This is a genomic window from Allobosea sp. GW822-FHT03F07, from assembly GCF_058801345.1.
Window position 1 is genome coordinate 152244 of the sequence record NZ_JBXAND010000004.1, and the last position, 19810, is coordinate 172053.

General features: G+C 66.6%; 15 protein-coding genes. 8 read left to right on the forward strand and 7 right to left on the reverse strand.

Annotation, left to right across the window (positions count from 1 at the left end):
* Positions 1-10 precede the first annotated feature (10 nt).
* Positions 11-1753 carry a flagellar hook-associated protein FlgK gene (gene flgK / locus AC1RMY_RS14550; protein ID WP_492865582.1) on the forward strand — a complete coding sequence of 581 codons (1743 nt, stop codon included), beginning with the start codon at positions 11-13 and terminating at the stop codon, positions 1751-1753.
* Positions 1754-1783: 30 nt separating this feature from the next.
* The gene (locus tag AC1RMY_RS14555) at positions 1784-2683 is read left to right on the forward strand and encodes a flagellin (protein WP_492865584.1); all 900 of its coding nucleotides are present in this window, start codon (positions 1784-1786) and stop codon (positions 2681-2683) included.
* 75 nt (positions 2684-2758) lie between these two features.
* Here the strand turns inward: AC1RMY_RS14555 and AC1RMY_RS14560 are convergent, their stop codons facing one another.
* Positions 2759-4036 (reverse strand): cupin domain-containing protein, encoded by a 1278-nt coding sequence (locus tag AC1RMY_RS14560; RefSeq protein ID WP_492865586.1) that lies wholly within the window; start codon positions 4034-4036, stop codon positions 2759-2761.
* On the opposite strand from AC1RMY_RS14560, the gene AC1RMY_RS14565 reads away from it, so the two are divergent.
* A complete protein-coding gene (locus AC1RMY_RS14565) occupies positions 3966-6356 on the forward strand; it encodes a xanthine dehydrogenase family protein molybdopterin-binding subunit (protein ID WP_492865588.1) in 2391 nt (796 codons plus the stop codon). The two genes, AC1RMY_RS14560 and AC1RMY_RS14565, sit on opposite strands and share 71 nt — an antisense overlap.
* A 481-nt stretch (positions 6357-6837) precedes the next feature.
* On the opposite strand, the gene AC1RMY_RS14570 is transcribed toward AC1RMY_RS14565, so the two are convergent.
* The 6 genes from AC1RMY_RS14570 to AC1RMY_RS14595 form a co-directional block, all read right to left on the reverse strand.
* Positions 6838-8172, reverse strand: a complete 1335-nt coding sequence (locus tag AC1RMY_RS14570; protein ID WP_492865590.1) for an MFS transporter — start codon at positions 8170-8172, stop codon at positions 6838-6840.
* Between the two features lie 44 nt (positions 8173-8216).
* On the reverse strand, positions 8217-9332 hold the full coding sequence (gene argE / locus AC1RMY_RS14575; RefSeq protein ID WP_492865592.1) for an acetylornithine deacetylase: 1116 nt from the start codon (positions 9330-9332) through the stop codon (positions 8217-8219).
* Positions 9333-9338: 6 nt separating this feature from the next.
* Complete coding sequence (locus AC1RMY_RS14580) at positions 9339-10406, reverse strand: Glu/Leu/Phe/Val family dehydrogenase (protein ID WP_492865594.1); 1068 nt, start codon at positions 10404-10406, stop codon at positions 9339-9341.
* Complete coding sequence (locus AC1RMY_RS14585; RefSeq protein WP_492865596.1) at positions 10403-10672, reverse strand: hypothetical protein; 270 nt, start codon at positions 10670-10672, stop codon at positions 10403-10405. Before AC1RMY_RS14585 ends, AC1RMY_RS14580 begins: the two co-directional genes overlap by 4 nt.
* A gap of 96 nt (positions 10673-10768) precedes the next feature.
* Positions 10769-11599 carry an AraC family transcriptional regulator gene (locus tag AC1RMY_RS14590; protein WP_492865598.1) on the reverse strand — a complete coding sequence of 277 codons (831 nt, stop codon included), beginning with the start codon at positions 11597-11599 and terminating at the stop codon, positions 10769-10771.
* A 15-nt stretch (positions 11600-11614) separates the two neighbouring features.
* Complete coding sequence (locus tag AC1RMY_RS14595) at positions 11615-13285, reverse strand: acyl-CoA dehydrogenase family protein (protein ID WP_492865600.1); 1671 nt, start codon at positions 13283-13285, stop codon at positions 11615-11617.
* Positions 13286-13842: 557 nt separating this feature from the next.
* On the opposite strand from AC1RMY_RS14595, the gene AC1RMY_RS14600 reads away from it, so the two are divergent.
* From AC1RMY_RS14600 to AC1RMY_RS14620, 5 genes are all read left to right on the forward strand, one after another.
* Positions 13843-14382, forward strand: a complete 540-nt coding sequence (locus AC1RMY_RS14600) for an SDR family NAD(P)-dependent oxidoreductase (RefSeq protein WP_492865602.1) — start codon at positions 13843-13845, stop codon at positions 14380-14382.
* Between the two features lie 15 nt (positions 14383-14397).
* On the forward strand, positions 14398-16479 hold the full coding sequence (locus tag AC1RMY_RS14605) for a hydantoinase/oxoprolinase family protein (protein WP_492865604.1): 2082 nt from the start codon (positions 14398-14400) through the stop codon (positions 16477-16479).
* Between the two features lie 11 nt (positions 16480-16490).
* Positions 16491-18116: a hydantoinase B/oxoprolinase family protein gene (locus tag AC1RMY_RS14610; protein ID WP_492865606.1), complete on the forward strand. Its 1626-nt coding sequence runs from the start codon at positions 16491-16493 to the stop codon at positions 18114-18116.
* 98 nt (positions 18117-18214) lie between these two features.
* Positions 18215-19213 carry a TRAP transporter substrate-binding protein gene (locus AC1RMY_RS14615; protein ID WP_492865608.1) on the forward strand — a complete coding sequence of 333 codons (999 nt, stop codon included), beginning with the start codon at positions 18215-18217 and terminating at the stop codon, positions 19211-19213.
* A gap of 2 nt (positions 19214-19215) precedes the next feature.
* Complete coding sequence (locus AC1RMY_RS14620; protein ID WP_492865610.1) at positions 19216-19797, forward strand: TRAP transporter small permease subunit; 582 nt, start codon at positions 19216-19218, stop codon at positions 19795-19797.
* Positions 19798-19810 lie beyond the last annotated feature (13 nt).

Below are 19810 nucleotides of genomic sequence, written 5' to 3' on the forward strand. Positions count from 1 at the left end.
GGGGCTGATCATGTCCTTCACCGCCATCCGCAGCATCGCCTACAGCTCGCTGGCGACCACGCAGCTGCAGATGGCGCTGACCTCCTCCAACGTCGCCAATGCCGATACGGAGGGCTACACGCGCAAGGTCGCGACGCAGAGCGCGGTCTATACGGGGACGGTGGGCTCCGGCGTGATGGTGACGGCGATCACCAGCACGGTCGACAAATACCTGCTGCAGGATCTCGTCGGTGCGACCAGTGCGCTCGGGGGCGCGACGGCGACCGACAGCTACGCCGACAAGCTCCAGAACCTGCTCGGTTCCACGACGGGCAGCGACAGCGGCGGCACCTCTATCGCAAACACCATCGCCGATCTCGAAACCGCACTGTCGGAACTGAGCGGCACGCCCGAAAGCGAGACGCTGCAGGCGAGCGCCATCGCCGCGCTCGACGGCCTGGCGAGCCAGCTCCGGGAAACCTCCGCGGGTATCCAGGGCCTGCGCGCCGATGCCGACGGCGCGATCGAGGACGCCGTCTCGACGGTCAACACCGCGCTGAACGCGATCGATGCCCTCAACGGCCAGATCGCCGCAGCGCAGGCGCGTGGCGACTCGACCGCGGATCTGGAGGACCAGCGCAACACCGCCCTGCAGACGCTCGCCGGTCAGCTGGATGTGAAGTACTACGTCACATCCGACAACCAGATGCGGATCTCCACGGCCTCGGGCACGACGCTGCTCGACGGCAGCGTTCACGAACTGAGCTATGCGAGCGCCGCGACCGTCACCAGTGCCACGGTGTTCGACGGGATCACGGTCGATGGCGAGGACATTACCGCGCAGATCGGTTCGGGCGCGATCGGGGCCCTGATCGCGCAACGCGATACCGTTCTGCCCGCGGCGCAGGCGGAGCTCGACGAACTCGCGACTGGGCTGATCGCCACGCTCAACAGCGTCCATAACGCGGGGACCTCGCTGCCGCCGCCTTCGACCCTGACAGGCTCGACCACGTTCTCGGCCAGCGATGCGCTTTCGGGCAGCGGCACCGTTCGCTTCGCCGTGACGGACGGGGAGGGCGCCCTGGTCAGCTACCAGGATCTCGATCTCTCGGCCTACGCTACGGTGTCCGACCTCGTTTCGGCGCTCGACGGGATCGCCGGCATGTCCGCTTCGCTCGACTCCTCTGGCCGGCTCGTCATCGCTGCCGACGACGCCGAGACCGGCATCGCGATCGCCGACATCGACAGCGTGGTTGGCGATGCCGAGCAGGGCCTGTCGGACTATCTCGGCCTGAACGATCTCTTGAGCGGTTCGGACGCATCGACGATCGCGGTGCGCCCCGACCTGCTCGCGACGCCGGGCCTCATGGCGACGTCGAGCCTTTCGGCCGACGCTGGCCCGGCCGTGGGCGACGTGGTCGTCAGCATCGGCGAGAGCAGCATCGCCCAGGCGCTCGACGAGGCGCTGACCACGAAGCAGAGCTTCGCCGCGGCCGGCACGCTGAAGGCCTCGAACACGTCCTTCGCCGACTATGCCGCCAAGATCGTCTCCGGCATCGCAGCCACTGCGGAGAGCAGTGCAACCGAGCTGGAGACCAGCCAGAGCGCGCAGCAATCGCTGGCGGATTCGATGTCTTCACAGTCGGGGGTCAATCTCGACGAGGAGACGGCTAAGCTTTCGGAACTGGAGCAGCAATACTCCATGGCGGCCCAGCTTCTGGAGACGCTGAACAGCATGTTCGACACGCTGCTTCAGGTCGTCGCGGCGGCCTGAGGAAGCGTCCATGCAAGGGGATCGGAGCGCATGATCACACGCGTCGCGACCTTCGCCATGAGCGAACGCATGCTGCAGGCCTCGCAGCGTTCGCAGGCGAAGATGAGCGAGATCCAGCTCCAGGAAGCCTCGGGCTCGGTCTCCACCGACTATGGCGGTCTCGGGCGTTCGGCTGGAACGCTGGTCAGCCTGGAGATCTCGGTGGCGCGCTCCAAGAGCTATGGCAGCGCCGCCGACGAGGCACGCAGCCGCGTCGAGGTGATGTCCGACGCTCTGACCTCGATGACCGATGCGTTGTCGAGCTTCCGCTCCAGCCTGTCGGCGGCCATCAGCGGGGGCGACGACGAGACGCTGACGGCCACGGCCCAGAGCTTGCTCGACGAGTTCGCGGACCTGCTCAACACCCGCTTCGAAGGGCGCTATCTTTTCGGCGGCAGCGACACCACGACAGCGCCGGTCGATCTGTCGGGCTATGCTGCGACCGATGTCGCCACGGCCGACACCTCCTACTACCAGGGCAATGCGGTGAAGGCCTCGGTCGTGGTCTCGTCGGAACGGACCGTGAGCTACGGCGTCACCGGTGATGACGCGGCCTTCGAGCAGGCCCTGCGCGCCTTCAGCGCCGTCGCCAATGCCACGACCGTGCCCGATACCGCGACCTTGCAGGCGATTTCGGACCTCGTCGTCGGCGCGCTCGATTCCGTCGCCTCCGTCCAGGGGCAACTGTCTGTCCATGCCGCGACGCTCGAGCGCAGCGCGGCCGCGCAGGTGGACTATCAGGATTATGCGAGCGGCCTGATCAGCGAGGTCAACGGCGCCGACGTCACCGAACTGACCGTCCAGCTCTCCGCATACGAAACGCAATTGCAGGCATCCTATGCCGCTATCGCCAAGATCCAATCGCTCAACCTGAGCGACTACCTGAACTAGAGCTGTAACCACCGAGCTTTTGGGCCGGGGAAAAGAGCCTGCGCGGAATCGTCAAAGCCGTTTTCGATTTCCGAATCAGGGATTACGGCCCGTCGCGCCCAATTCGAGCAGAACGACCTCGCAGACCTTTTCGAGAGCGGTCGGACAACGCTCGACACCGTGCGGCACGATGATGAACTCGCCTTCCTCGATGATCTCGTCGCGATCGCGGAACTTCATCAGCAGGCGGCCCTTGTGAACGAAGAAGACCTCGTCCTCCTGGCTGTTGAAATGCCAGCCGACCTCGCCCTCGAATTTCGCGAGCTTGATCTGCAGATTGTTGACTCCCGCGGCGACCTGGGGCGGCCAGGTGTCGGAGAATCGTCCGAACGCCCTGCTGAGGTTCTCTTTGTGAAACGGCGAGATGTGCCGGTTGAGCATCGCGACGTCGCGGATGATCGTCGCGAGCTGGCTCGGCACATCCGTTCCATCGGCCGGATACTTCCCGTCGAGTGCAGCCGTGCCGATCGTGAACCCCGCCGCCCCGGCCTCCTTCAGGGCAGCGATGCGGCCCGGCGTGTCGATCGATCCGGCCACATAGACGGGCTTCGACACCGCGGCGCAAACGGCTTCGATCAGCGCCGGCACGTTCTCGTGCGAGCGATAGGCCAGGAGATCGAGACCGTGCACGCCGTCGCGCGCAGCCAATGTCCGCGCGCTGGCGACGATGTCGGCGATGCTGCCCTCGAGAACGCTGGGGTGTCCGGAGATCGTGCCCGGGAACGGGCAGTACTGGATCGTCGTGCCGGCAATGATAGGCAGCACGTCGTCGACCCTAGTCCCGCCCAGCAGAACGTCGATGCCGATCTCGACCGCCGCTTTCGCCGACGCGATTTCGCTGTCGCGATCGAGTGAAACCACCTCGAGATAGGCGGTCGCGCGGCCAGCCTTGATCGCTGTCTTGAGCGCCTTCAGCTCGTGGAGTGGCAGGCCGATATCCTTGAAGCCGATATGCCGGACGCCGAGCGCCAGGGCGGTCCGAAGTTGGTCCATTGCATCGCTGACCGTCCGGTCGTTGCGCGTGAGCATGAAAATGAAGCGGAGTCCCATCAGGATACCTGTTCCGTTTGTCCGGCTGCGGGGCAACGAAGCACTGCGCCTTAGCGAGTATGCTGGCGCAGTCTGCGAGTTTCGCAACCGCTGGGCGCTTGGCGGGGCTGCATTCGGCGCTCTTTGAGCCGATCGAACACCCGCCCTATCAATGGCCGGCCCTCTCTCACCTTCCCTCGACGGTCGTTCCTCGATGAACTCACGCGTTTCCCCTGACAGTCTTCCTGCGCCTTCCGTCGAGATCGGCCAGCCTGTGCCGCGCAAGGAGGATGCGATCCTCGTGCAGGGGCAGGGGCGTTACACGGACGATCTGAACGTCGAGCGGCAGCTCTTTGCGGCTTTCGTCCGCAGTCCGCACGCGCATGGCCATCTGCGGGCTGTCGAGACGGGAGAGGCGCGGGCGATGAAGGGCGTCGTCGCGATCTACACCGCGGCGGATATGAAGGGCCACGGCTACGCCGCGATCCTGACGGCGAACAACGTGCCGGGCCGTGACGGCGCACCGATGCGCAGGCCGCACAGGGCGGCGCTGGCGGCCGGCAAGGTCCGCTTCGTCGGCGACCCCGTTGCGGTCGTCGTCGCCCGCACCGCCGATCAGGCGCGCAATGCTGCGGAAGCTGTCGGCCTCGACATCGATGTCCTGCCTGCCGTCACGGATGCCGAGGCGGCTCTCGGCGCGGATGCGCCGCAACTCTATGACGATGTCGCCGGCAATCTGATCGTCGATTTCCAGTATGGCGACAGCGACAAGGTCGCCGCGGCTTTCGCGGAAGCCGCGCATGTCGCGCGGTTGCGGATCGTCAACAACCGCGTCGTCGTCAACCCGATCGAGCCGCGCACGGCGATCGCGAGCTTCGACGGCAAGGCGAAGCGCTACACGCTGCACGCCCCGAGCCAGGGCGCCTTCGGCATGCGCAACAACCTGGCCGCGGCCATGGGCGTGAAGCCCTCCCAGATGCGACTGGTCACGGGCCATGTCGGCGGCTCCTTCGGCATGAAGGCCTCCGTATTCCCTGAATATGTCGCGCTCCTCCATGCAGCGCGTATGTTGAAGCGGCCGGTGAAATGGACCGACCAGCGTTCGGAAAGCTTCGTCTCGGACCATCATGGCCGCGACATGGTTTTCGAGGCCGAACTGGCCCTGGATGCTCGGGGCCGTTTCCTCGCCACGCGCTTCACGGGCGTCGCCAATATGGGCGCCTATCTCACGCCCGTCGGCCCGCTGATGGCGACGATGAACATCGGCAAGAACTCTGTCGGCATGTACCGGACGCCGCTCGTCGAGGTCCGGACGCGCTGCGCGGTGACCAATACGCCGGCGATCGGCGCCTATCGCGGCGCGGGGCGTCCGGAAGGCAATTATTTCATGGAGCGGCTGATCGATACGGCGGCCCGCGAGATGGGCATCGACAAGGCGGGCCTGAGGCGGCGCAATCTGATCCCGCCGACGAAATTGCCCTGGGCGACCCCGATGGGAACCGTCTATGACAGCGGCGATTTCCCGGCGCTCCTCGAGCGAGCCCTCGCAGCCTCCGATTGGAAGGGATATGCCGGGCGACTGAGAGCCAGCCGGAAGGCGGGCTTGCTGCGCGGGCGCGGCATCGGCTGCTATCTCGAGGTGACGGCGCCGCCGACCAATGAGATGGGCGGGATCCATTTCGCCCCCGACGGCAGCGTCGAGATCGTCACCGGCACGCTCGATTACGGCCAGGGGCATTGGACGCCCTTCGCTCAGCTCCTCACCAGCCAGCTCGGCGTGCCCTTCGACCGCATCAGGCTCGTCCAGGGCGACAGCGACCGGCTGATCGCCGGCGGCGGTACGGGTGGCTCCAAATCGCTGATGGCGAGCGGCTCGGCGATCATTGAGGCGAGCGATCTCGTCATCGAGAAAGGCAAGCTAATCGCCGGCCATTTCCTCGAGGCCAATGCCGCAGACATCGAATTCGGCACCGGCCGGTTCACAGTCGTCGGAACCGACCGGTCGATCGGCCTCATGGAGGTCGCGGTTCGCTTGCGCGCCGGCGCCGGGGTCCCGCCGGAGCTGCCGCAATCGCTCGACGTGGATCATGTCTTCAAGGCGGCACCATCGGCGTATCCCAATGGCTGCCATGTCGCCGAGGTCGAGATCGATCCGGAGACCGGTCATGTCGAGGTCGTGCGCTACGTCATGGTCAACGACTTCGGAACCGTCGTTAACCCGATGATCGTCGAGGGGCAGCTCCATGGCGGCGTTGTCCAGGGCATCGGCCAGGCACTGTTCGAGCGGACGGTCTACGACGACAGCGGCCAACTGCTCACGGGGTCCTATATGGACTACGCCTTGCCTCGGGCGGCGGATGTCCCCTTCTTCTCATTCGAGAGCCGGGGCGTGCCGACGCTGAACAATCGGGTCGGCGCCAAGGGCTGCGGGGAAGCCGGCTGCGCCGGCTCCCTGCCCTCGGTGATGAACGCGGTCGTCGATGCCCTGACGCCCTATGGGGTCACGCATCTCGACATGCCGGCGACGCCTCAGGCGGTCTGGCGGGCGATCCGATCCGGATCGGTTGGCGCCGACGAGGCCGGCGCGTTCGCCGCAGCGTGGTGACGCGACGATCGAACTGCTCGGCAAAAATAGTGGAGAGGTCCGACAGGGCATCGCGAACATGTGGGTGATGTAGCGAGCGGTCGGGCCGTTGGCGTAACGTGGCGGGAAGCGGCACCGGATGCCGTTGCCCATCGAGTTCGAACGGCAGCACAAAGCGCAAGCCGAAGGCGCCTAGAAAACGAGGGGCTATTCACCTGGCCCATAGCGCTTCCTTCCGCTCGCGCGAACAGACTGCACCATCAAAGCCCGGATCAAACATCTCTGGGGCGCAGCCAGATTTACCCCCCGCAACGTGGAATGCGAGGCGTTTCTCAGCGCAGCACTATTCGGGATCGGAAGTCTGGCGACGAGCGGCGGCACGAGGTAGGCCCCTTCCTAATGCGGGACTGAAGGGTTGAGATCACCGGCGAAACAGCTGGTGCTGGCCCATTCGCGCCCTTCGCAAGGTCAGCTTTCGGATCCTTCAACTCCCGCCCGGCCCTTATCGACCGTCGGTCCTCCTCATGAGGCTGCCACTCGCGATCAACGTCGTTAGGCTGATTGCGGCGGCAAGCATGACGTACCACGCCGGCGCGAGGGAGCTGCCCGTCTGGACGATGAGCCATGTGGTGATGAAGGGCGCGAACCCACCGAAAATCGTGACCGCCAGATTGTAGGCGATAGACAAGCCCGTCGAGCGCATCGCAGGCGGATAAAGTTCCGCCATCGCAGCCGCAGCGGGGCCGCTGAAGCCGGCGATCAGCACGGCGAAGACGATCTGCGCGAAGATAAGATTGGCAACGCTGGGCTGATGGGTCAGCCAGAACAGCAGCGGCCAGCAGAGGGCTAGGATCCCGCAAGCCGACGCGATCATGATCGGCCGCCGCCCGATCTTGTCCGACCAGGCGCCGAACACGGGCGCCAGAATGACGATTAGGACAAGTCCAATGCTGTTGGCGAGGAAGCTTGCGCTTTGCGGTACGCCGAGCTGGCGCACGGCATAGGTCGGCATCGTCACCAGGAAGAAGTAGGTGCAAACCGTCCAGGCGATGGTGATGCCGAAGCCGGCGAACACCGCGGAACGATGCTCGCGCAACGTGTCGCGCAATGGCGAGAACGCAGCTTCGGGCCGAACCGCGCGCTCACGCAGCAGCGCTTTGAAGGCGTCCGTCTCGCTGACGCGGAAGCGGATGAAGAGGCCGACCGGCGCGATCAGCAGGCCGAGCAGAAACGGGACGCGCCAACCCCAGGCCTCGATATCGGCCGCAGGCAGGAGGCCGGTCAGCAATGCGCCGCTTAGCGAACCGAGGAGGAGCGCGCCAGCCTGGCTTGCCTGCTGCCAGCTCGCATAGAGCCCCCGACGCGCAGGAGGAGAGTGCTCGACGAGGAAGGCGGTCGCGCCGCCGATCTCGCCGCCGGCGGAGAAGCCCTGGATCAGCCGCGCGAGAACGATGATCGTGGGCGCCCAGGCTCCGGCCGTCGCGTAGGTCGGCGCGAAGCCGATCATCGCGGTCCCCAGCGCCATCAGCAGGATCGTCAGGGAGAGCGCCACTTTGCGTCCGCGCCGATCGGCGAGCGTCCCCAGGACGACCGCGCCGACCGGACGCATGATGAAGCCGACGCCGAAGGTGGCGACAGTGAGGAGCAGCGAGACGGTCGGGTCGCCCGTTGGGAAGAAGAGCTTGGCGAGCGTCAGCGCAAAGAACCCGTAGACTGCGAAGTCGTACCACTCCAGCGTGTTGCCGACGATGGCGGCGATCACCGCCCGCCGGCCAGAGAGCTTGCTGGTGGCCGATGCGACCTCTGGATCGGGATGAGTGCCGACGAACTGCGTCATGGTGATCCCCTCTTTAAGGAGCCTTGGCGTCGAGGCCGCGGCTTTCAGAATTCTCGACGGCACGCCCACTCTGCGAGGCGAGCGAGGAAGATGTCGGCGGCGTCGAGCTGCGAGCGCTCGATCCATTCGTCGGGCTGGTGTGCCTGCGCGATTGATCCCGGCCCGCACACCACCGTGGAGATGCCGGCTGCCCGGAAGAAGCCAGCCTCCGTCCCGAAAGGCATCGCGAAGGGTGGGCCGATGCCGCCAAATCCGGCAGCCGTGATCAGCGCCGGCTCGTGGCCGGCAGGCGACAGCGGTGGAACGTGGACATGCCGATGCGTCGATTGGTGGACTTCCGGCGGCATGGCCCGAGCGAGATAGGCGGCGATCAGCAGCTCAGTCTCTTCGGCATCCTGCGGCGTCACCGGACGAAACTCCCAGAGTACCTCGCAGGCGGAGGGCACGATGTTGATCGCCGAGCCGCCCTCGATTCGGCCGATATTGACGGTCGTTTGGTCGATCTCCGCCCCGGCGCGGTGTCCGATGGACTTGAGGAAGCCGATGAAATCGGCCGCAGGGTAGATCGCGCTCGCGCCGGCGCACGGATCGCTTGAATGCGCTGCCTTGCCTTCAAAGCGGGTGCGGAAGCCGAGAAAACCGCGATGCCGATCGCCGAGGCGCATCCCGGTCGGCTCCCCGACGATCGCGAGGTCCGGCTTCTCCTCATGTGCCAGCAGATCGTCGATCAGGCGCGGCACGCCGAGACAGCCGACCTCCTCGTCATAGGACAGGGCGATGTGGATCGGCCGGGCAAGATCGGCGCCCGCAAAGCCGCTCGCGGCGGCGAGGCAGGCGGCGACGAAGCCCTTCATATCGGCCGCGCCGCGGCCATAGAGCTTTCCATTGCGCTCGGTCATGCGGAACGGGTCGGAGGACCAGCTCTGGTCGTCGACGGGAACGACGTCGGTATGGCCCGAGAGCACGATGCCACCGGGACCGCGTGGCCCGAAGCTGGCCACGATGTTGGCCTTGTGCCGATCGTCGTCATGGCTCAGTCGGATACGTGCACCCGCGCCGTCGAGCCGATCGGCGACCCGCTCGATGAGCGCCAGGTTCGACCGGCTCGATGTCGTGTCGAAGCCAATCAATTCCTCGAGAAGGGCGACGGTCGCGCTCATGGTCGCTCACGCCGCCAGCGCAGCTCGCCCGGCGCGCGCTTGCGCGAGGCGCGCCTGCGCCAGTCGGAGCGCTGCGGCCTGTGTCGGGATGCCGTCCGCCTCGGCGATCTGGAGGATGGCGAGCAGCGTGCGCCCGATGTCCGCAACACCACGGTCGACGAGATTCGGATCGTAGCCGCTCCGCTCAGAGGCGACGCGGATCATGCCGCCGGCATTGATGACGAAGTCCGGCAGATAGAGAATGCCAAGCGAGCGCAGGACCTCGCCATGGTTCTCGCCGGCAAGCTGGTTGTTGGCCGCGCCGCCGACGATTCCGCAGCGCAGCTGCGCGATCGTTTCGTCGTTGAGCACAGCGCCCATGGCACAGGGTGCGAAGATGTCCGCGTCGGCGCCATAGATCGCTTCGGGTGTGACGGCCCGCGCAGCGAAGGTCGCAACGGCCTTTGCGACACGCCTCCCATCGACATCGCTGACCGTCAGTGAGGTCCCGGCCTCGTGCAGCAGCTGGCAAAGGTGCCAGCCGACATTGCCGAGGCCTTGCACCGCAACATGGCGGCCGGAGAGGCTCGCCGCCCCCCACCGATGTCGCGCGGCGGCGATCAGGCCATGGAAGACGCCGAGCGCCGTGGTCGGGGACGGGTCCCCGGTGCCGCCGAGTTCGACGGGGAGGCCGACGACATGGCTCGTCGCTTTTCTGATTTCGGCGAAGTCGGCCACCGTCGTGCCGACGTCCTCGGCGGTGATGTAGCGCCCCGCCAGTCGCTCGACCGCCCGGCCCATCGCCTGGAGCAGCGCCGGTGTCTTCTGGCTACGGGGATCGCCGATGATCACCGCCTTACCGCCGCCGAGGTCCAGTCCTGAGACCGCGGCCTTGTATGTCATGCCGCGCGAGAGGCGCAGCACGTCGCGCAGCGCGGCCTCCTCGTCGGGGTAGTGATACATGCGGCAGCCGCCGAGAGCCGGGCCGAGCGTCGTGTCGTGGATCGCGATGAGGGCCTTCAGCCCGGCGGCCTCGTCCGAAACGAAAACCACCTGCTCGTGACCGGCGAAAGCTGCATGCGAAAAGATAGTCATGACCTGGATTCTCCGGGTAGGCGCTCCGGCGCCGGGGGGGCGCCGACGGTGGCAAGGCCAAAGCCGCCGAGGATCAGTGCGGCGCCGACGGCCGGAGATGGCGACTTCACCGTCACCCGATGCCAGCGTGCCGCGATCGGGCAATTGCCCGCCCCCGCCGGGATAGAAGGGGCTTTCCGCGAGAGCGACCGGCCCGGCTTCGCCTGCATGACCTCGGTCGTCAGCGTCAGGATGTCAGGGTGGTCGAGGCAGAAATAGCGGGACATCCAGCTCACCTTGCCGACAGCCCCGGCGGGGCCTTTACGTACAGGCGAGATTGGTGCGGTGCAGCGCGTGGTTATTGGCGGAAATTGAGAAAGCGGTCAGTCGGTCGCGGCGCGCACCCATTGCAGCGGCGTGATCCCGTAGGCGCGTTTGAAATGCCGCGTCAGCGCGCTCTGGTCGTAGAAGCCGGCGTCGAGCGCGGCGGCGGCGATCGTCGCGCCTCGGCCCAGCGCCGCGATCGCGGCCTTGAGGCGCAATTGCGTGAGATAGGCATGGGGAGTGAGTCCCGTGCTGCGCTTGAACAACGCGATCAGCTGGAACGGGGTCAGCCCGACCTCCGTCCCCAGTTGCTCCAGCGTGAGCTCCTCGGCATGCCGCTCCCGCATGATCTCTCGGATGCGGGCTGCCTTGATTTGGTCGTGCATCGGCAGGGCCAGGCCGGGCTCGCTGGCGGCGTGACGCCGGATGAGCGCACCGAAGCTACGCACCAGAAGCTCGCGCTCTTCGAAGGGATCGTTCCCATCATCCAGGACGCGATGCAGTCCGAGAAAGGCATCGATCAGGTCGGGATCGTGGAAGCTGTTGCGCGTGAAATAGGCCGGGGCATCGAGGCCGAGCGCGGTTTTCAGCGTCTCGATCGCCGGTGACGTCAAATAGAACCCGCGATAGATCCAGCGCTGGCTCCAGCCCATCCGTCCCGAATGGGGCTCGTCGGGATTGAAGACCAGCAGGGTCGAGGCCTTGGCCTCATCGGTCCGCCCCCGGCTTTTGAACTCGGCGCCGCCGGTCTCGGTGACCGCGACGACGAAAGCCTCGTGGCTATGGGGCGCGTAGTCGTGGCTGGTGAAATCTGCGACGAGGCAGCTAAGGCCCCGAACCCGAGGGTCGCGCCAGTAGCGAGAGGAGTTGCGGAGATCGACGCGAGCCAAGTTCCGATCCGGAGGTCAGGACAGCCGCGATCGTGCGACGATCGAAGCAAGATCGCAATCGCGCGGCAGGCTGCCGAAGGCGCGATTGGGTAGTCCCTCGAGGCGCGAGGCGACGAACGCATCCGCCGCGACGGGGATAGAGTGGCGGACGAACAGCGCCGCCTCCATCACCGTGGCGATCTGGGCGGCGATCTGGCGGGCACGGTGCTCTTGGTCGCGCATGTCGGACAGTTCGACTTCCAGGGCGTCGATGGCAAGATCGAGCCGCCGATTGACACCGCGCGCCAGGGACAGTTCCGCCAGGAGAGCTGCGACGGTATCCGGCTCACGCTGCAGGGCCCGCAGAACATCAAGGCAGATCACGTTGCCGGTGCCCTCCCATATGCCGTTCAGCGGCGCCTCGCGATAGAGACGCGGCATCGGCTGCTCCTCGATGAAGCCGTTGCCACCATGGCATTCCACGCATTCCGCGACAAAGGCGGGAGCGCGCTTGCAGTTCCAGAATTTCGCCACCGGGGTGAGAATGCGCTCCAGCAGGCGCGCTTCCTCTGAACCGGCCGCGGCCTCGTCGACGGCGCGCGCGAGGCGGAAGGCGAGCAAGGTCGCCGCCTCGGATTCGAGGCAGAGATCGGCGAGTACGTTGCGCATGAGAGGCTGTTCGGCCAGCACCCTCTGGAAGGCCCGCCGGTTGTGGGTGTGGTGTAGCGTCAGGCTGAGCGCCCAGCGCATCAGCCCGGCGGAGCCGACCGCGAAGTCGAGCCGGGTCAGATGCGCCATCTCGATCGCGATGCGCACGCCGCGCCCCTCCTCACCCAGCAGGATCGCATAGGTGTCGTCATATTCGATCTCGGAGGAGGCGTTCGAGCGGTTGCCGCATTTGTCCTTCAAACGCTGGATGAAGAAGCGATTGCGCGTGCCGTCGGGCAGCGAGCGCGGGACGAAGAAGCAGGACGGTCCCTTCCCGGTCTGTGCGAGAGTCAGGAAAGCATCACTCATCGGCGCGGAGCAGAACCATTTGTGTCCTCTCAGCCGGTATTCGCCGCCAGGGCCGCCACCACTCATCGGCACGGCGCGCGTGACGTTGGCCCGCAGATCCGAGCCGGCCTGTTTTTCGGTCAGCGCCATGCCGATGGTCGCACCGGCCTTCTCAGCGACGGGCACCGGGCGCGGATCATAGGCATCCGTCAGCACCTTGCCTTCCCACAGCGAGCGGATGGCAGGGACAAGGCGAAGCGAAGGAACCGCCGAATACGCCATGCCGACCGGACAGCCGACGCCGTTCTCGATCTGGTTCCAGACATAGGACAGAGCGGCGCGCGCCGTATGGCCGCCCGGCCGCCCGGCCGTCCAGCCGAGGGAATGCACGCCGGAGCCGAGGGCGAGCTCCATGAGCGCATGGTAGCTCGGATGAAACTCGACGAGATCGATCCGATGACCAAACCGGTCATGGCTCCTGAGCCGCGGCGTGTTCTGGTTGGCCAGGTGGGCATGCTCCTGCCAGACCGGATCGCCTGCCGCCCTGCCCAGCCGCGCCGCGCGCTCGGCGACCCAGGCCGCCCCTTCGCGTGTCACCGCTTCCTTTAGGACGACATCACCATCGAATACATTCACGCCGGCAAGCGCGCCCGACTGATTGGTCACCTCATCGGTGGTCGCTGGCCAAATCCGGGCTTCCGCCTCAGGCATGCCATCCTCCCTGGTCGCGAACCTTCTGTTCGGCAGTCAGGCGCGCCCAGCGCGGGCCGGTATTGGCGATAATTGTGCGTGCGCCACTGATCAGGGGGCGGGGACGTCGAAGCTGGCCTTTTCGTGAATTGGGCGAGGCAAAGTGCTCTCACATCGCGCTTTGAGATCTGTGGTCCCGGTGCTCGCTCAGCGCACGCCTCTGCTTTCCTTGGCCATCCAGGTGGCCTTGCCGACGACGAACGCCTTTATCCCCAATGGTTCGATTGGACACCGATGACCTGGCCGTTTCAACCTGACCGTCCAGCCGACCGCCTCGGTGCCATGCGCGCTGACGCAACGTGAGCTGCCGATCGGAGCCCAGATCGTCGGGCCGATGTTCGGCGATCCGCGGGTGATGCGAGTAGCCCGCGTCTTCGAGCGTGCTGTCGGTTTCCAGGGTTGGTTCGATCGGCGCGGCCTGTCTTTTGCTAGCGCCGTTTCGCCCGCCGGTCCGTGATCCGGCGCGGCCATCCCAAGCCGGCTTGGCCGGGACCCATGATCGGGACAGGACAGACGAGATGACGCATCGACCGCTCGCGCTCGTGACCGGGGCAGCCCGGGGCATCGGCGATGCCTGCGCGGAGGCCATTGCCGCCAATGGCGCGAGGCTGACCGTGGCGGACATCGACGCCGATGGAGCGGCGGCTGCCGCCGAAGCGCTCGGCGACGACGCCGTCGGACTGGCTTGCGACATGAGCGATGCCGAGGCCGTGGCTGCCATGTTCATCCGGATCGAAGCCGAATACGGGCCATTCTCGGCCCTCGTGAACAATGCCGCGATCGCTCTGCCGGCCGATTTTATCGAGACGACGCTGGACCACTTTCGAAAGGTCAACGCGGTCGGACCGGGGTCGATCGACACCGACATGCTTGCGGCCGTGAATGCCGATCCCCAGGCGATGAAGAAGGTGATGTCTCAAACGCCGCTGCAGAGGCTGGGTACCGCCACGGAGATCGGCGAGATCGTCGCCGTTCTGGCGAGCGAGAAGGCGAGCTACATCACCGGCGAAACCATCTACGCCGATGGTGGCCGTCTCGCTCTGAACTATACCTGCTGAAGGGAGCGCCCGACTATGGCCAACGAACATGTCCGGCTCGCCGTTGATATCGGCGGGACCTTCACCGACGTCGTCCTCGAAACGGGTGAACGCCGGATCACCCGCAAGGTTCTGACGACGCCGTCGCGCCCTGAAGAAGGCGTGCTCGGAGGCATGCGGCTGATCCTCGCGGACGCAGACCTGCACATCTCCGACATCGATGTCTTCGTGCACGGCACGACGCTGGCGACCAACGCCATCATCGAGAGGCGCGGCGCGAAGACCGCCCTGATTGCGACCGAGGGCTTCCGCGACGTGGTCGAGATCGGCACCGAAAGCCGCTACGATCAGTACGACCTCTCGATCGAAAAGCCGAAGCCGCTGGTGGAGCGCGCGCTGCGCTTCACCGTTCCCGAGCGCGTGGACGTACACGGCACCGCGCGGCTGCCGCTCGACGAGGCAGCCGTTGTGGCCCTCGTGCCGAAGCTCCAGGCGGCCGGTGTCGAAAGCGTGGCGATCGCCTTCCTGCATTCCTATGTCAATCCGGACCACGAGCAGCGCACCGGCGCGCTGCTCAAGGCCGCGATGCCCGGCCTCGGCGTCACGCTCTCCAGCGAGGTCTGCCCGGAGGTGCGCGAATATGAGCGGACCTCGACCGCGATCGCCAACGCCTATGTCCAGCCGCTGATGGCGGGCTACCTCGCCCGGATGGCGCAGGCGCTGGCGCAGGAGCAGTTCCGCGGCGCGATCTATCTCGTGACGTCCGGCGGCGGGCTGACCTCGCTCGAGACGGCGCGGCGCTTCCCGGTTCGGCTGGTGGAATCCGGTCCGGCCGGCGGAGCCATCTTCGCCGCTCTGACGGCGGCGCGCCTCGGTGAGCGCAAGGTGCTCTCCTTCGACATGGGCGGCACCACGGCCAAGGTCTGCCTCATCGACGAGTTCGAGCCGCATTCCTCGCGCGTCTTCGAGGTCGACCGGGCGGCGCGCTTCCTGAAGGGTTCCGGCCTGCCGGTGCGGATCCCCGTGATCGAGATGGTCGAGATCGGTGCTGGCGGCGGCTCGATCGCCCGGATCGATGCGCTCAAGCGCGTGACCGTGGGCCCTGAGAGCGCATCCTCCGAGCCGGGCCCGGCCTGTTACGGCCGCGGCGGCGCCCATCCCGCCGTCACCGACGCCGACGTGGTGCTCGGCATGATCGATCCGGACGCCTTTGCCGGCGGCACGATCCGCCTCGCGCCCGAATTGTCGCGCGAAGCTCTGAGGAAGGACATCGGCGAGCCGCTCGGCCTCGATGCCGAGACCGCCGCCTATGCCGTGCACGAGATGGTCTGCGAGAACATGGCGAGTGCGGCGCGCGTGCATGCCGTCGAGCGCGGCGCGGTCGTGGCCGAGCACACGCTGATCGCCTTCGGCGGCGCTGCGCCCCTCCACGCCGCCCGCGTCGCTGAGAAGATCGGCGTCGGCCGCGTCATCGTGCCGCCCAATGCCGGCGTCGGCTCGGCCGTCGGGTTCCTTGCCGCGCCCGTCTCCTACGAGCTCGTGCGCAGTCGCCACGCAAGGCTCGACGGCTTCGACGGTGCCGCCGCCACCGCGCTGCTCGCGGAGATGGAGGCGCAGGCGCGCGCGCTCGTCGAGCCGGGCGCCCGTGGCGCGCAGGTCTTCGCGCGGCGCACCGCCTTCATGCGCTATGTCGGGCAGGGCCACGAGATCAGTGTCGTCCTTCCCGAAGGGCCGCTCTCCGATGCCGATGGGCCGCGCCTGCGAGCCGCCTTCGAGGCCGATTACGCCGCGCAGTTCGCACGGCCGATTCCCGGCGCCGCGATCGAGGCGCTGAGTTGGTCCGTGCTCGCGACGACGCAGCCGCCAGCGCCGCGGCCAGTCGCCGCCGTCGCGCGCTCCGCCGGGCCGCAGGCGGCGGACTCGCGCCTGTTCTTCGATGGCCGCAGCGGCACGCAGATCGCCGTGCCGCTCTATCGCCGCGAGATGATGATGCCGGGCGCGACTGTGGCCGGGCCGGCCATCATCGCCGAGGACGAGACCTCGACCTTCGTCTCGATGAGCTTCGACGCCCATATCGACGGCGCGGGTTGCATCGTCATGGACCGCAAGGCGGCTTGAGGAGAGCGATCATGAGCCAGACCCGCAGCAGCCTGATCGATCTCCAGATCATGTGGAACCGCCTGATCGCGGTGGTGGAGGAGCAGGGCCAGATCCTGATGCGCACCGCCTTCTCGCCGATCGTGCGCGAATGCGGGGACATCTCCGCCGGCGTCTTCGACCTCTCGGGCCGGATGCTGGCGCAGGGTGTCACCGGTACGCCGGGCCACGTCAATTCGATGGCGGAGTCGGTGAAGCACTTCCTGCGGCACTTCCCGGTCGAGACGATGAAGGAAGGCGACGCCTACATCACCAACGATCCCTGGATGGGAACCGGCCACCTCAACGACTTCGTCGTGACCACGCCCGCCTTCAAGAACGGCAGGCCCGTCGCGCTGTTCTCCTGCACCAGCCATCTGATGGACATCGGCGGCATCGGCTTCGGGCCGGATGCGACCGATGTCTTCATGGAGGGGCTCTACCTGCCGATGCTGAAGCTCATCGACGCCGGCAAGGTCGACCAGAACGTCATGGCGATCATTCGCGCCAACACCCGCCAGCCGGTCGACACGGAGGGCGATACCTATTCGCTCGCCGCCTGCAACGACATGGGCGCCAAACGGCTGGTCGAGATGATGGAGGAATTCGGCATCGAGACGCTGGACGAGCTCGCCGACCACATCTGCGAGCGCTCGCGCGAGGCCGTTCTGGCGGAGATCGCCAAGCTGCCGAAGGGGGCATGGTCGAACGAGATGGTCGTCGACGGCTACGACGCCCCGCTTTCGCTCAAGGCGACGCTGACCGTCTCCGACCACGGCATCCATGTCGACTATACCGGCACCTCGCCGCAGGTGGCGCGTGGCATCAACGTTCCGCACTCCTACACCACGGCCTATACGGTGTTCGGGCTGGGCTGCGTCGTCGCGGCCGAGATCCCCAACAACGCTGGCTCGCTGGCGCCGCTGACCGTGTCCGCGCCGCCCGGCTCGATCCTGAACGCTCCCAAGCCCGCCGCGGTCTCCTCACGCCACGTTATCGGCCAGATGTTGCCGGACGTCGTCTTCGGCTGCCTGAGACAGGTCATTCCCGAGCGCGTCCCGGCCGAGGGCACCTCCTGCCTATGGAATCTCAATGTCCGCGGACGCACTCATGCCGGTGCGCAGGGCAATTACGGTTTCGCCATGGCCGTGACCAGCAATGGCGGCACGGGCGCCCGCTTCGACAAGGACGGGCTGTCGGCGACGGCCTATCCGAGCGGCGTCAAGGGCACGCCGGTCGAGATCGCCGAGACCCAGACGCCGCTGATCTTCTGGAAGAAGGAGTTGCGGCCCGGGAGCGGCGGCGGGGGCCGCACGCGCGGCGGCCACGGCCAGATCATCGAGATCGAGAGCGGGGTCGCGGCACCCTTCGAGATTCTCGCGGCCTTCGACCGCATCGACCACCCTCCGCGAGGCCGCGACGGCGGGATGGACGGGGCGGCCGGCTATGTCGGCCTCAAATCAGGCAAGAAGCTGAAAGGAAAGGGCTTCCAGGAAATCCCGGCCGGCGAGCGACTGGTGGTTCTGACGCCGGGGGGCGCCGGAATCGGCGACCCGGCCGAGCGGGATCCGGCCCTGGTCGCGCGCGACATCGCGGATGAATTGGCCCCGTCCGGGTAGACTTTCCCAGGCGAGAGCAAGCCTGTCGGGCATGACGTTTGGCCGACATCTTGCATTGCGACGAAAGACGTAGACGGCATCTCCAGAGGCTTGGCACCATGACTGATCATCGCATTGCGCGGCGCGCGCTCCTCGCGGCTTTCGGAGCGCTCGGTCTGTGGCTTCATCCCGCGGCCGCGCAGACCAAGCTGGACCTTTCGACGGTCTGGCCGGAGAGCAATTTCCACACGCAGAATGCGATGCGTTATGCCGAAGAAGTCAAGAAAGCGACCAATGGTGGCGTCGAGATCCTGGTCAAGCCGGGCGGGCAGCTCGGATTCAAGGGGCCGGAGCACCTACGCGCCGTGCGTGACGGCATCGTGCCCATGGCCGACGTCCTCAATATCCAGCAGGTCGGCGACGAGCCCTTGCTCGGTGTCGAGAGCGTCCCGTTCCTCGTCGGCACGCCGGAGGAGCTGAAGGTCCTGCACAAATATGTGCGGCCCGAATATGACAAGATCGCCGCGCGCAACAACCAGAAGATCCTCTTCGTGGTGCCGTGGCCGACGCAGTATCTGCAGCTCAAGACCAAGGTTACGACGGTCGACGGGCTGAAGGCCATCAAGATCCGTGTGCCGGATAAGAACGCCGCCGACATGCTCAACGCTGTCGGCATGTCCGCCGTGCTGATCCCGTGGGGCGAGACCATCCCCGCTCTGGCCTCCGGCGTCGTTTCGGGCGTTTCGACGTCCGCCGTCTCGGGTGTCGACGGCAAGTTCTGGGAATTCCTGAAATATCTGCTGCCGACCAACCATGTCTGGTCGTCGGAAATGGTGACGATCAATCTCGACTCCTGGAACAAGCTGAAGCCGGAGGAGCGCAAGGCGATGGAGGAGCTCGCCGCCAAGCTCGAGCCGGAATTCTGGGCCGCCTCGCTCAAGGCGGACAGCGACAGCCTGGCACGCCTGAAGGAGGGCGGCATGGAGGTGGTGCCGGTGCCGGAGGCGATGATGGCCGAGCTGCGAGCCAAGACCGCGCCCATGACAGAGGCTTTCCTCAAGCGCGTGCCGGCCGCCGACAAGCCCGTGAAGGCCTATCTCGCCGAGATGAAGCGCTGATCATGGCGTCCGCCTCGTCACCCAACGCGGCGGCGCCCGCGCCGTTGCGCCTGATCCTCGACGGCATCGACAGGCTGGGTCGCCTCGACGGCTGGATCGGCGGGGGCTGCCTTCTGGCACTGACGCTCCTGATGCTCTGCGAGATCGGCACGCGCTTCTTCTCGAATTTCCTGCCCTTCTTCCCGCCATCCATCCCGGTTGCCTGGGAATATTCGTCCTATCTGATGGCGGCCTCCTTCACCTTCGGCGCGGCGATGACGCTGCGCGCCGGAGGGCACATCCGCGTGACCTTGCTGATCGCCAAGGCGCCGCCGGCCGTCCGGCGGCAGCTCGAAATCCTGTCCAGCCTGCTTGGCTTCGTGTTCATGAGCTTCCTCACCTACGCGATGGTCCGGTTCACATGGAGCTCGTTCGCGCGCGGCCAGACCTCGATCTCCAGCGATACGCAGCTCTGGATTCCGCAGGCGGTCGTCACCTTCGGCATGGCCCTGCTCGCGTTGCAACTGCTGGCCCGGACGATCCAGGCCTCGCTCGGTCTCCCGCTGGAAGATCACACGATGAAGGCCGCCGCTCCCGCGGATTGAGCCCGTCGCTCTC

Excerpts from the sequence above, each read along its gene's own strand:
- AC1RMY_RS14610 (WP_492865606.1), top strand. The coding sequence starts at position 16,491 with ATGAGCCAGACCCGCAGCAGCCTGATCGATCTCCAGATCATGTGGAAC.
- flgK (WP_492865582.1), top strand. The coding sequence starts at position 11 with ATGTCCTTCACCGCCATCCGCAGCATCGCCTACAGCTCGCTGGCGACC.
- AC1RMY_RS14565 (WP_492865588.1), top strand. The coding sequence starts at position 3,966 with ATGAACTCACGCGTTTCCCCTGACAGTCTTCCTGCGCCTTCCGTCGAG.
- AC1RMY_RS14605 (WP_492865604.1), top strand. The coding sequence starts at position 14,398 with ATGGCCAACGAACATGTCCGGCTCGCCGTTGATATCGGCGGGACCTTC.
- AC1RMY_RS14570 (WP_492865590.1), bottom strand. The coding sequence starts at position 8,172 with ATGACGCAGTTCGTCGGCACTCATCCCGATCCAGAGGTCGCATCGGCC.
- argE (WP_492865592.1), bottom strand. The coding sequence starts at position 9,332 with ATGAGCGCGACCGTCGCCCTTCTCGAGGAATTGATTGGCTTCGACACG.
- AC1RMY_RS14595 (WP_492865600.1), bottom strand. The coding sequence starts at position 13,285 with ATGCCTGAGGCGGAAGCCCGGATTTGGCCAGCGACCACCGATGAGGTG.
- AC1RMY_RS14615 (WP_492865608.1), top strand. The coding sequence starts at position 18,215 with ATGACTGATCATCGCATTGCGCGGCGCGCGCTCCTCGCGGCTTTCGGA.
- AC1RMY_RS14555 (WP_492865584.1), top strand. The coding sequence starts at position 1,784 with ATGATCACACGCGTCGCGACCTTCGCCATGAGCGAACGCATGCTGCAG.
- AC1RMY_RS14600 (WP_492865602.1), top strand. The coding sequence starts at position 13,843 with ATGACGCATCGACCGCTCGCGCTCGTGACCGGGGCAGCCCGGGGCATC.
- AC1RMY_RS14585 (WP_492865596.1), bottom strand. The coding sequence starts at position 10,672 with ATGTCCCGCTATTTCTGCCTCGACCACCCTGACATCCTGACGCTGACG.
- AC1RMY_RS14580 (WP_492865594.1), bottom strand. The coding sequence starts at position 10,406 with ATGACTATCTTTTCGCATGCAGCTTTCGCCGGTCACGAGCAGGTGGTT.
- AC1RMY_RS14620 (WP_492865610.1), top strand. The coding sequence starts at position 19,216 with ATGGCGTCCGCCTCGTCACCCAACGCGGCGGCGCCCGCGCCGTTGCGC.